Annotated in this window: 9 protein-coding genes; 4 read left to right on the forward strand and 5 right to left on the reverse strand. The window is 64.2% G+C overall.

Features of this window, described 5'->3' with window-relative positions:
* Nucleotides 1–451: 451 nt before the first annotated feature.
* From MMG94_RS02390 to MMG94_RS02400, 3 genes are all read right to left on the reverse strand, one after another.
* On the reverse strand, nt 452–2,839 hold the full coding sequence (locus MMG94_RS02390; protein ID WP_026016479.1) for a TonB-dependent receptor family protein: 2,388 nt from the start codon (nt 2,837–2,839) through the stop codon (nt 452–454).
* A gap of 85 nt (nt 2,840–2,924) precedes the next feature.
* A complete protein-coding gene (locus MMG94_RS02395) occupies nt 2,925–3,323 on the reverse strand; it encodes a hypothetical protein (protein ID WP_154420069.1) in 399 nt (132 codons plus the stop codon).
* A gap of 194 nt (nt 3,324–3,517) precedes the next feature.
* Nucleotides 3,518–3,979 carry a copper uptake system-associated protein gene (locus MMG94_RS02400; RefSeq protein WP_016921467.1) on the reverse strand — a complete coding sequence of 154 codons (462 nt, stop codon included), beginning with the start codon at nt 3,977–3,979 and terminating at the stop codon, nt 3,518–3,520.
* A 138-nt stretch (nt 3,980–4,117) separates the two neighbouring features.
* On the opposite strand from MMG94_RS02400, the gene MMG94_RS02405 reads away from it, so the two are divergent.
* Nucleotides 4,118–4,660, forward strand: coding sequence for a TetR/AcrR family transcriptional regulator (locus MMG94_RS02405; RefSeq protein ID WP_016921466.1), 543 nt, complete (start codon nt 4,118–4,120; stop codon nt 4,658–4,660).
* A gap of 24 nt (nt 4,661–4,684) precedes the next feature.
* On the opposite strand, the gene MMG94_RS02410 is transcribed toward MMG94_RS02405, so the two are convergent.
* On the reverse strand, nt 4,685–5,932 hold the full coding sequence (locus MMG94_RS02410; protein ID WP_157212458.1) for a pilus assembly protein TadG-related protein: 1,248 nt from the start codon (nt 5,930–5,932) through the stop codon (nt 4,685–4,687).
* A 363-nt stretch (nt 5,933–6,295) separates the two neighbouring features.
* Between MMG94_RS02410 and MMG94_RS02415 the strand changes: the two genes are divergently transcribed.
* Both MMG94_RS02415 and dksA read left to right on the forward strand, forming a co-directional pair.
* Nucleotides 6,296–7,507 carry an NADP-dependent isocitrate dehydrogenase gene (locus MMG94_RS02415; protein ID WP_016921464.1) on the forward strand — a complete coding sequence of 404 codons (1,212 nt, stop codon included), beginning with the start codon at nt 6,296–6,298 and terminating at the stop codon, nt 7,505–7,507.
* 259 nt (nt 7,508–7,766) lie between these two features.
* Nucleotides 7,767–8,183, forward strand: coding sequence for an RNA polymerase-binding protein DksA (gene dksA, locus MMG94_RS02420; RefSeq protein ID WP_016921462.1), 417 nt, complete (start codon nt 7,767–7,769; stop codon nt 8,181–8,183).
* Nucleotides 8,184–8,416: 233 nt separating this feature from the next.
* Here dksA and MMG94_RS02425 read toward each other — a convergent pair whose 3' ends face one another.
* Nucleotides 8,417–9,364 (reverse strand): flagellar biosynthetic protein FliO, encoded by a 948-nt coding sequence (locus MMG94_RS02425; protein ID WP_195840187.1) that lies wholly within the window; start codon nt 9,362–9,364, stop codon nt 8,417–8,419.
* A gap of 302 nt (nt 9,365–9,666) precedes the next feature.
* On the opposite strand from MMG94_RS02425, the gene cckA reads away from it, so the two are divergent.
* A complete protein-coding gene (gene cckA, locus MMG94_RS02430; RefSeq protein ID WP_016921996.1) occupies nt 9,667–12,195 on the forward strand; it encodes a cell cycle histidine kinase CckA in 2,529 nt (842 codons plus the stop codon).
* Nucleotides 12,196–12,293 lie beyond the last annotated feature (98 nt).

Genomic DNA, 12,293 nt, shown 5'->3' on the forward strand with positions numbered 1-12,293 from the left:
GTCGCCAGGGATGGCGGACAGGGCGCTGGGCTATGATGAGCAAATCGAATTCCGATCGCGAAAGCCATGCGAAAGCGCCCCCCGCGCGCGAAGCGAATGCGTTCGTCTATCTTGGTTTGGGAGAAAGGCGGAAACTCTCGTCCACGGAGCCCGCGCTCTCTTCCCAAGGGCGTCGCCCGCCCGCGGGCGACGCGGACCACAGTGAAGCTCATCCCAAGGCGAGGGGCGCAATGTGATCGAGCATCTTATCGGGCTCGTGGGTCTGATCCTCGGGACCTGCCTGATCCTGGGGATCATGCTGAACGTCGGACCCTGAGCGGCTCCCCCCAAAAAAATCAAGCGTTACGTCCGCAAAAGCGAGGGACCGGCGAGACGTTCCGCGCGCGCCGATCACTTCGCGTAAACGGTCCGGCCGGCTGTTACGCCGGCCGATCGCGCGCGTTTTGGCCCGTCAGAACGCCCATTTGAAGCCGGTGAAGATGGCGCGGCCATTGCCCGGATAGAAGGCGCGGGGATTGCCGACCGGCCATCCTCCCGACGCCGGGGGATTGTAGGCGTTCGCCACGGTGGTGACGTCGCTGATGTAATGCCGGTCGGTCAGGTTGCGCGCGTCGAGATAGAAGCTCAACCCGTAAGGCGTCTTCATGCCGGCTTGCAGTCCGATCAGGACATAGCCGGGACTTTGCAGCGTATGCGCATAGTCGACATAGGTTCCTTCCGGAACCCAATCCATCGACGGCGCGAAATAGATTCCGTCCGGCCGGCTGTAACCGAGGGTCGTGCGCAGGACGTGGCGCGGAATGCCCGGCAGGGGATTGTTCCCATAAAGCGTGTCCCCGTCGAAACGGAAGTCGTTCCAGTTCCAGATTTGCGTCAGTTTCAGAACGTCGCCCGCGCCAGGACCCGTCAGGTCGCGCAGCAGGTCGACGCCGGCGCCGAATTCCACGCCTTGATGGATCGTGTGCCTGGCGTTGAAGGTCGTGGACGGAATGCCCGTCCCCGGCGCCGGATTGAATTTCAGCAGTTCGTCGGAAAGCGAGGAAAAGTAATAGGTGACGTCCCAGGAATAGCGGTCCCACTTGCCGCGCGCGCCGATTTCGCCCGTCCAGGCCTTCTGAGCCGCGAGCGGGATGAATTGCGTTCCGATCGTTCCGTTGGAATTGATCCCGCCAAAGGGCGGCGGGAACGCGCCTTGCGTGAGGTCGGCGAAATCCGGCGCGTCGCGGCTTCCGGTCATATCCGCGAAGAACTGCATGTCCGGCGACGGCTCGAACATGACGCCGACCTTGGGGTTGATCCCGTGATACGTCTTCGAGTCATAGCCGGGGATCGGCTCGTAGGGGATGCCGCCGAGGATCGAATAATTGCGTTGGTCGCTGAAATATTTTGCGCCGAACATGAAGGCGAGGCTCGGGACGACGTAGAAGCGGTTCTCGAAATAGGCCTCGAGATTGAGCGCGTTCATCCGGTTGTTGCGGATGTTGGGGTCCGCGCCGACAGGGATGTAGAGACCGCCAGGATTGAGGAAGAAAGCGTAGAGCGGACCAAATTGCGAGATGAAGCTCAACGGGCTCAAGCCGAAGGGATTGAGTTTCATTCCGTTATAGTTGGTGAACCACTTGTCGCTGCCGTCGCCGCCCCAAACGCGGCCGCCGGCGATCAGGTCGTTGCGGTGGCCGGCGACGTCGAAAGTCGAGGTAAAGCGCGGCGCGAAACCCCAATTGTCCTGGGCCTGCTCGATCACCACGAAGATCGGATGGTAAAGATAATTGTGAATGTACCAGGCGTTCAGGTCGAGCTTGCCGAAGCCCGCGTCGATCGTGGTCTTGTTCGAGATTCGGAAGTTCTGGACGTTGCGCGCCTGATTGGCCCCAAAGCCGTCAATGCCGAACTGCGCCGGATAGGGCGCCATGGCGATCGTCGGATATTGGCGCGCGACGCTCAGCTCCAGCGTTCCCGGCAATTGTTGCCAGGTGTCGTAAATTCCGAAATAGAAGCGCGTCTCCAGATCTTTCGAGAAGCGGTATCCGATATTGCCGTTGATCTGCGTGTAGTCCGTCGTCGAATGGCCGCGATAGCCGTCCGAATGCGTGAAGGTCCCGTTGATGAGCGCGTCGAAATCCCCGAAGACGCGCGAGGCCTGCGCCTGGCCGCGGATCGTTCCGAAGGCGCCGACGTCGAGCGCGAAGAGATTGGGGCTGAGCGCGGTGTAGGCTGTCGGCGAAATGAAATTGACGGCGCCGCCAAGCGTCGAAGAGCCGTAGGCGAGGCCGTTGCCGCCCTTGAAAACCTCGATTGCGCGGAAGTAGCTCGGGTCGATCTGATACATGTCGCCGCCGCCATCGGCGAAATTCATCGGGATGCCGTCCTGAAGCAGCTCCAGTCCGCGCAGATGATAGTCGCGGGTGAGATTCGAGCCGCGGATGGAGAGACGCAGCTCCTGCCCGTAGCGCGTCTCGACATAAACGCCCGGCACGTCTTTCAGCGCGTCGCGCAGGTCGTGCACGTAGCGCGTCTTGATCTCGGGCGTGTTGGCGTCGACAAACGCGACGGAGCCGACATTCTGGTTCAGTTCGCGGCGCAGTTGCGCGACCGAGGGGACGGTGAGGGAGCCGCTCTGACCGGGCGCGACGATCGCGGGCGTCTGCGCCGCCGCGGGCATATTCCGCGTCGCGGGGCCGCGTCCGCCGCCATTGCCGCGCGGACCGCCTTGCTGCGGGCGATTGGCCTGACCAACGTCGATCGTGGGAAGATTTTGCTGCGCGATCGCGTCGGAAGCGGCGATCGCGAGAACGAGCGCGAGCGCGCTCGCGCCCTTGCGAAGGGAAAGACGGAACATGACGAGCTCCTAAAGGCGACGCGATGCGCCAGCCATGCGAGGAGGAAAGTTGAGGTAGATTGTCGGGCGCGAGCCGCCGAAAGCGTCAGGCGTTCGCGGGCGGCGATCTTGGCGAGCCGACGTTGAGGAAGCTTCTCGCGCCAGCCGGCGCGTGGGTCCGGCGCGCGGGCGGCGGCGCGCCGCTGTCAGGAAGCGGCAGAACGAGGTCGGTCAGGACGGCGACGATCGCCCGGTCGAGCCGCTCGTCATTCGAGCCGCCGATGACGCAGCACTGAAGATGCCGGCAGTGCGAAGGCTGGGGCGCGCCGTCCTTGTGCGACGGGCCGCAATTTTCGAAATGCTGGCTTCGAGCCGACCCTCCGAGATCGCCGCCGCTCTCGGCCGCCGCCATCGCGCTCCATTGCAGCAGCGCGATGACGACGAGCGCGGCCAGCCGCTTGAACGCGGCGGGCGGGCGGACTGGAGTGACGTCGCCGAAACGCATCTCTTGTCTTTCTTCGCGTCTCTCATTCAAAGAGCGGCGCGCAAGCGCCGAATCTGCACCGTTCGATTGATTGGTAACCGACCAAAACTTCGGCCGCAAGGCGCGCGGCGCGCGGAAAAAGCCGGCGGCGACGTTTTCGCGAGGCTGTTGTTATTGGGACACAGCCGCGCGAAGGCGCTCTTTGCGTCGGGCGATCACTGAATGGGGCGGTGATGCGGATCGGTCGAGACGTGGCCGCCATTTTCATCGACGGCGAACATGCCGTCGAAACGCGAGAATTTTTGAAGGACCGCGGGGTCGAGCTTTTTCTCGGCGGCCCCGATCGCGGCGGCGAGCGAGTCCGCGCGGGCCTTTTGCAGGCCGAGTTTTTCGAGGGATTTGCTTTCCTTCAGCGCGTCGCCCGCGCAAAGGTCGATCGTCCAGGCCTCTCCCTTGCGCCGCAGCAGCGCACGGCCGCCAAGCTCGCCCTGCACCCAGCCGGCGACCGCCACGTCGCCGTCGATGACGACGGGATCGACCGTCAATCGCATTTCGGGTTTGTCGAATGTCTTCAACAAAACGTCGCGCACGACGTCCTGATCGCTGATAGCGACTGCGGGCGACCAAATGGCGACGGATAATGCGGCGGTCAGAATGTTGCGGATCGGCGTTCTCATGCGTCCTCGACTGTCTTTCGAAATATCGCGTATTGGTAGTCTACCAAGACGTCCTCCGCAAGGCCTGCGCGCGCGGCGGCATTGGCCTCCCCAAGCGATTTTGCTACGAGACCGCGTGGGGCGTGAGAGGGCCGGGCGTTGAGTTCCGCGACGGTAAGAGACCGGATTCTGGAGGCGGCGCTTCAGATTGTCGAAGAGCAGGGGATCAAGGCGCTGACCCAGCCGCGCGCGGCCGCCGCGGCGGGCGTCCGTCAGTCGCATCTGACCTATTATTTCCCGCGCAAGGCCGACCTCTTCGTGGCGCTCCTGCACGCGTCTCACGATCGGGCGAAGAAAAAGCCTCGCAAGGGCGGCGCGGAGACGTTCGATGACGTCATGCGCGCGCTTGAATCGCTGATGTTCGACCGCCAGCGCATGCGCTTTTTCCTGGGCATCGTTCTCGAAGCGAGCGAGGAAGACGATTTGCGCCCGATCCTCGCCGAGCATGCGCGGGCGCTCGCGGATCGCGTCGCGGCTCAGTTCGGGCGAGGCGGCGACGATCCGGACGTCGTCGCCTTCATAGATGCGGTGCGCGGAATGGGGATGCGCCAGCTTCTGGAAAGCGGCGGCGGCCCGCCCAACGAGCTGAACGCCGAGAAGATCGCCGGCGCCTTCGGCTTGCGGCGCCCGACAGGCGCGTAATGTTTCGACGGCTTCGGTTCGGACTTATTGAGTAAGCCGAAGGGCCGTCGCCGCCATCGCCTTGTTGAAGAGCTGCTGCATGCCCTTTTGAATGTCGCCCGGCTGCGAGGCGACGTAGAAATAGCCATTCGTCGCGCAGGATTGGAGGTTGGGCTCGATATTGGACGCGAAGGGGCCGATCAGCTTGTCATATTGTTCCGTTCCGACGAAGGGCACATAGGTCGTGTAGACGACGGCGACGATCACGTCCTTCTGCTTCAACGCGTCGCATGACCCCACAGGAAAGGCCCCGGTGTTCGCCTTGGTCAGGGAGGGACTCCACCAGGACAAGGGCAATCCCGTCGGCGCGCTCATCCCGTTCCAACCTGTGTAAATCCCGTCCTCCACCCCGTCCGTGACGAGGAAAGCCACTTCCTGCGGACGGTCCGGCGCGAGGCCGTCGCCGCTGTTCGGCGTTTGCGATGCGAGCCAGGCGATGGCGTCGGCGGCCTGCGTGCCGTCGTCCGCGGTCGGCAGATCCAGCGCCTGCACCGCCGAGCCGACCGCGGTGAGGTCGCTGGTCAGGGCGACGAGCGGGTCCGTTGTGTGATCGAACGAATACGCCGCCATCTTGATGTGGTTGCGCGCATTCGAGGCCGTCACGGTCTTTGCGGTGGCGACGAGCGCCGTCGTCGCGTCGCGCAGATCGTCGATGCGGAAGCGGATGCCTTGCGCTTTGGGGGCTTTATAATAGGTTGTCGCATAAGAGGTCGTGTGACAGCCGAAGGCGCAGCCGGTCAGCGCCTGCATGCGCGTAATGTCGTCGGAGGTCGCGCCGATCCCCATCGACATCGAATTGTCCAGCAGCATGCGGACATTCAGATAAAGCTGGCTGCCCATCGAAATGTTCGACGTCACCGATCCTTTCACCGGGATCGAGTTGAAGCCCATCAGTTTGGTCATGGCGGCGGGCATTTCGGCGGTATAGTTCACGGTCGCCGACCAAGACGTGTCGTTCTTTGCGAGAGTCAGGGTTTTAGCCGTGCCGTAATTCTGGAAGGCCATGTCGGCGAGGATGTATTGCGCGCCGGCGGCTTCGCCGAGCGTCTGAATTTGAGACAGCGAGCAATCCCCCGTGCTCGATTTGGCGAGGACGCAGTCCGCCTCCTTCTGCGCCGCCGCCTTCACAGCCGCGAGCGCGGCGCGATCGGAAAGGCGGTTGAGGCGCGTGCGCATGGTCGCGGCGCGGGTGTAGTCCAGCGCCGATCCCATCATCACAAAGATCGGGATCATCGCCAGGCCGAAAATGACCGCGACAGACCCACTTTCATTCGATGAAAAGCCGGCTCGCGTCGAAGCGGTTGCGCCCATTGCCTATTGTGTCCCCAGCCAAAACCGACGAAACGCCTGAAACTAGGCCAGAGGAGTTTCTGATTTCTTGATCGGACTTCGGGATTGGCGCCTAAGATGCTTGGGTCGGTCGGCGCGCGACGGCGACTCTCGCGGCGATTCAAGAAGTTGAAGAAAAGCAGGCAATTGCCTCCCGGCATTCAGGCTTAGTTTCCGCTTCGTTGCTCAGCTTTCGTCGCCCGGCGCCGCTTTCCCTAGCGCCGGGGCAGGTCTATAAGGCGCGCGCAGCTTGAGGATCGTCGACACATGCAGAAGATCAAGGTGGCCAATCCTGTCGTCGAGCTCGACGGCGACGAAATGACCCGCATCATCTGGGCCTTCATCAAGGACAAGCTGATCCGGCCCTATCTCGACATTGATCTCCTCTATTACGACCTCTCCATCCAGAATCGCGACGCCACCAACGACCAGGTGACGATCGACGCCGCGAACGCCATCAAGCAGCATGGCGTCGGCGTGAAATGCGCCACCATCACGCCCGACGAAGCGCGCGTGAAGGAGTTCAACCTCAAGGAAATGTGGAAGTCGCCGAACGGCACGATCCGCAACATCCTTGGCGGCGTCATCTTCCGCGAGCCGATCATCTGCACCAACGTGCCGCGTCTCGTGCCGCATTGGACGCAGCCCATCGTCGTCGGCCGTCACGCTTTCGGCGATCAATACAAGGCCACCGATTTCAAGGTTCCCGGCAAGGGTCGCCTGACGATCAAATTCGAGGGCGAAGACGGCGAAGCGATCGAGAAGGAAGTCTTCAAATTCCCCGGCGCCGGCGTCGCCATGGCGATGTACAATCTCGACGATTCGATCGTCGAATTCGCGCGCGCCACGTTCAATTACGGGCTGCAGCGCAAATTTCCCGTCTATCTTTCGACCAAGAACACGATCCTCAAAGCCTATGACGGCCGCTTCAAGGATATTTTCCTCGAAATCTACGAGAAGGAGTTCAAACCGCAATTCGAGGCGCTCGGTCTTTGGTACGAGCATCGCCTCATCGACGACATGGTGGCGTCGTCGCTGAAATGGGCCGGTGGCTATATCTGGGCCTGCAAGAACTATGATGGCGACGTGCAGTCGGACATTGTCGCGCAGGGCTTCGGCTCTCTCGGCCTCATGACCAGCGTATTGATGACGCCGGACGGCAAGACGGTGGAGGCCGAAGCGGCGCATGGCACGGTGACGCGCCATTATCGCGAGCATCAGAAGGGTCACGAGACGTCGACCAACTCCATCGCGTCGATCTTCGCCTGGACGCGCGGACTTGCGCATCGCGCCAAGCTCGACGGTAATGAGGATCTCGCGCGTTTCTCGAAGACGCTCGAGGAAGTCTGCGTGAAGACGGTCGAAGCCGGCTTCATGACGAAGGACCTCGCTTTGCTCGTCGGCCATCATCAAAAGTGGCTGTCGACGACGGGATTCCTCGACAAGGTCGACGAAAACCTGCGTAAGGCGATGGAGTAGCGGTCCAAAGAGACTGTTTCCGGCGTCCCGAATGCGTTGGCGGCCATTGGCCGCCGGCGCCGCGACGCATATAGAAATGCTGCTCCAAATCGGTTGTTTCCGCGCGCTTGGCGGCGCGGCCGCGCGGCCGCGTCTCCTTTAGAGCTGTGATTGCGGCGACTCCCAAAAGATTCGCGCGTGCATGCGGCGAAGAGATTGTGTCGGCTTCCGCGCCCGTCTATATAGGCGCCGCCTATGGTCCAACACGGGATTCGCGGCAATGACGGTGGATCTGGACGAAGCCTATAAGCCGTCGGAAGACGAGCCTTTCATGTGCGACCGGCAGCGCGAATATTTTCGCCGGAAGCTTTTGGCCTGGAAAGAAGACATTCTTCACGAAAGCCGCGAGACGCTCGCGGCGCTTCAGAACGAAAACGAGAACCATCCCGATCTCGCGGATCGCGCGTCATCCGAGACCGACAGAGCGATCGAGCTTCGCGCCCGCGACCGCCAGAGGAAGCTCATCGCCAAGATCGACGCCGCCCTGGGCCGGCTGGATGACGGCACTTACGGTTATTGCGAGGAGACGGGTGAGCCGATTTCGCTGAAGCGTCTCGACGCGCGGCCGATCGCGACCCTTTCGATCGAGGCGCAGGAAAGACACGAGCGGCGCGAAAAGGTCTATCGCGACGACTGACGCAGAAGAAATCTCTGGAAAAGAAAGGGCGTCGCCAATCTGGCGACGCCCTTTGCGTCTGTCGTGGACCTCCGGGCGGAAGCTTGCTGGAGCGCCAGATCGCGCTTTCGGTTCGGACTGACGTATTGCGCCGCGTCTCGTTGCGCGAAAGCGGGAATCGAGAGCGAGCCGCACGCCCGGAATGTCTTCAAAAGCGAGAGGGCGTCGCCGATATTCAGCGACGCCCTTTCTTTTTATTCCTTCTCGGGCCGGCCGAGCAGACGGGCCATTTCCGCCTCAAGCGACTCCAGCGGATCCACTTCCGGCGCGGCCGGCGGAGGCGCCGGCGGCGGGGCGGGGGGAGCCGGCGGGGGGGCTGGCGGCGGGGCCGGGGGCCGCACCTGAGCCGGCGGCGGCGGCGGCGCGGCTGGAGCCGGCGGAGGAGTCGGAGGCGCGGCCGGCGCGGGAGCCGAGGCAGGGGGCGGCGGAGGGGCCGGAGGAGCGACCGCGGCAGGCGGCGGCGGTGGTGGCGGCGGCGCGGCAGGCTTGGGCGGCGCGGGCGGCGGCGGCGCGGCGGGGCCGGCCTCGCCCTTCGGCTGGATCAGGCGCTGCGTGCGCGCAAGAAACGGCGGCGTCGCGGGACGCGGAGCCGCAGGCCGCGGCGGCGGGGGAGCGGGACGCGCAGGCGGCGGCGCGGGCGGCGCGGCGGCGGGGCCGGGCGCAGGAGCCGGCGCGGCGGCGGGCTCGACGGGCGGCTTGCTCGGCGCGGGCGCGAAAAGATCCGGCGGCAGATTCAGCGGCCCCGGCGCGGGCTGCTTGGGAGCGGGGCCGGGCGCGGGCGGCGGGGCGGGCGCTTCGGCCGGACCTGGCGGCCATGCGCCCGCCGGCGCGGCGCGCCCTTCCGTCGCCGGCCGCGCGGCGCCCTCGGGCCGGGCGATCGAGCCTTCCACAAGAAGATCGTTGGGGCCGCCGATCAGCAGCAGATGTTCCGTATTGTCGCGACGGACGATGACGAGCTGACGCTCGCGGTCGAGGTCGAATACGTCGACGACGTCAAGTCGACGCCCGCCCTTCTTCGCTGCATTGGCGCGTATTCTCCGCCCAAAGAGAAGTCGGAAAATGTAAAGGACGAGAAGCGCGGCGATGAGGAACGCCACGATTGCTCCGAGAACCGGGAGCAGTTGTGAGAATTTTTCTTGCATGAACCGCAGGTCTCTCTTCGAACGCGCCTGAACCTTGCCAAATTAACAGCTTTCAGGGCAAGAGGCTCGAAAAGGTTAATCAATGGTTAATGGAAAGTTCGCGCGCGCGAAACTGCAATGAGGCCGTTGCCTTCGGTCCCGGGGACAGCCATTCTTTCTGGCGATTCTGGCGAACTTCGCGGTTTGACGAATCGAGCGGCGGCGCGCCGGTTCGACGCGCGCCTCCGTTAACCATATTCTGGCATGCAGAGCGAATCGTCTGGCGCGCGCGACGTCCCAGGCGCCAGAGCAGGGCGTTCAGGATGACCGACAGGGCGGCCCCGACCGCATTTGACCGAAGCGAGCGGCCCGGAAGCGCAGGGCTCGTGCTGGCTCTCGTCTTCGCCGTCGTCGTGGTGCTGGGCGTCTTCTTCCTGGCGCCGGCGGCGCTGGCGCCGCGTTTCGTGATGCTGGCGCTGGCGCTCTTCGGCGTTGCTGGCGTCTTCTTCCTTTTCGCCTACGCCGTCGGGCTCATTCAATTCTCGGCCCGCGCCGCGCGCAACGACCTCACCAAGCTCATCGCCGACTCGACGACCGAGGGCCTGCTGGTCACCAAGGGCGATACGCAGATCGCTTACGCCAACGACGCCTATATGGCGCTGTGCGGCGCGCGCGACGGTTCCGGCCTGCAGGTGGTGGAGCGGCTGTTTTCGGGACCGCCGGAGGTCTCCGAAGCCATCTACCGGCTGGCCCAGGCCGCGCGGTCGGGAACGGCCCATGTCGAGGATTTGCGTCTCTCGCCCCCGCTTACGGGCGTCGGCGCGGTGGGCTGGTACCGCATCAAGGTGCGGCCCTTGCCGCAGGCGGGACCGCGCGCCACGCTCTGGCGCGTCGGAGACGTCACCGGCGAGCGTCAGCGGCAGGAGGGCGTTTTCCAGGAGCTTCAGCACGCCATCGACTTCCTGGATCATGCGCCGGCGGGCTTCTTCTCGGCCGATCCCGACGGCTCCGTCTCCTATATGAACAAGACCCTGGCCGGTTGGCTCGGCTACGACCTCACGCAAGTCGGCTCGGGCGGCGCGTCGCTCGGCTCGATCGTCGCCAATAACGGCGCGGCGCTGCTCGCGGCGGTGTCCGGTTCGCCGGGCGAGGTGCGCACGGATCAGATCGATATCGACCTGCGCTGCCGCAACGGCCGCTCGCTGCCGGTGCGGCTGCTGCATCAGGTCGCCTTCGGTCAGGACGGCGCCGCCGGCTCGTCCCGCACGCTCGTGCTCAATCGGGCGGCGGGAGAGAAACCGGAAGAGGATCTGCGCGCGGCGGAGGTTCGTTTCGCGCGCTTCTTCAATTCGACGCCCATGGCGATCGCGACGCTCGACGCCGATGGGCGCGTGCAGGACTCGAACGCCGCTTTCGCCAAGCTGCTGCCCAAGGCGCTGAAGGCCGGGCACGGCAGAGAGCAATGGTCGCTTCTCGCCGGTCTTTCGGAGCGCGACGCCGAGGCGTTGCGCAAAGCCGTCCAGGATGCGCTGGAGGGCAAGAGCGACGTCAAGCCCGTCAATGTCTCCTTCGAGGAAGGCGCTGGCCCGCGGTCGGCGCGGTTCTTCGTTTCGCCGGCCGAGGATTCGGGCCAGAAGGGCGCGACGATCTATGCGCTCGACACCACCGAGCAGCGCAAGCTGCAGGAGGAGTTCGCCCAATCCCAGAAAATGAACGCGGTTGGCCAGCTCGCGGGCGGCATCGCGCATGACTTCAACAATATGCTCACGGCCATCATCGGCTATTCCGATCTGCTGCTGTCGAGCCACCGCCCGACTGATCCGGCTTTCCGCGACATCCGCCAGATCAAGGAGACGGCGAACCGGGCCGCCGGCCTCACCCGCCAGCTTCTCGCCTTCTCGCGCCGGCAGACGCTGCGTCCGCAGGTCCTGCAACTCGGCGACACGCTGTCCGAGCTGCAAATCCTGCTGCGGCGGGTCGTCGGCGAAAAGAACGAACTCGACCTGCGCCACGGCCGCGACCTCTGGTACGTCAAGGCCGACACGACCCAGTTCGAGCAGGTCATCATCAATCTGGTCGTCAACGCCCGCGACGCCATGCCGGAATCCGGCGGCCGCGTGCAGATCCGCACGCGGAACGTCTCGAAGGACGATTGCGCGAGCTTCGGCGAGGCGCATCTCGTCGCGGCGGACTATGTGCTGGTCGAGGTTGAGGATAATGGCTCGGGCATTCCGCCCGAAGTGATCGAGAAGATTTTCGAGCCGTTTTTCACGACCAAGGAAGTCGGCAAGGGCACCGGGCTTGGGCTCTCGACCGTATTCGGCATCGTCAAGCAATCGGGCGGCTTCATCTTCGCGTCGAGTGAAGTCGGCAGAGGCACGGTCTTCCGCATCTTCCTCCCGCGCTACATCCCTGAGGCGAAGGAAACGCCGCAAAAGGAGTCCGAAGCGCCGAAGGCGGCCGCGGACTATACGGGGCAGGGCGTCATCCTGCTCGTCGAGGACGAGGACGCCGTGCGCTCCATCGGCGCGCGCGCCCTCAAATCGCGAGGCTTCACCGTGCTCGAGGCCACGACGGGCCTTGAAGCGCTGGAAGTCGTCGAGGAGGTCGGCGGCAAGGTCGACCTCATCGTCTCGGACGTGGTGATGCCCGAAATGGACGGGCCCACAATGTTCGCCGAACTGCGCAAGCGCGGCATCGCCGCCAAGGTGATTTTCGTCTCCGGCTATGCCGAAGAGGCTTTCGCCAAGAACCTGCCGGAGGGCGATTTCGGCTTCCTGCCCAAGCCCTTCTCGATCAAGCAATTGATCGAGACGGTGAAGTCCCACATGGCCGGGGACGGCGCGGCGTAGGCTGAAGAAAACCTGGCCGCGCGCCCTTCGGAAGGAAAACGCCAAACGGGGACGGGATCGTCAAAAAACTCGCCTGGAGCGCGGCCTTCCTGATGAGC

Origin of the sequence: Methylocystis parvus OBBP (genome assembly GCF_027571405.1) — a bacterium.
GTDB lineage: Bacteria > Pseudomonadota > Alphaproteobacteria > Rhizobiales > Beijerinckiaceae > Methylocystis > Methylocystis parva.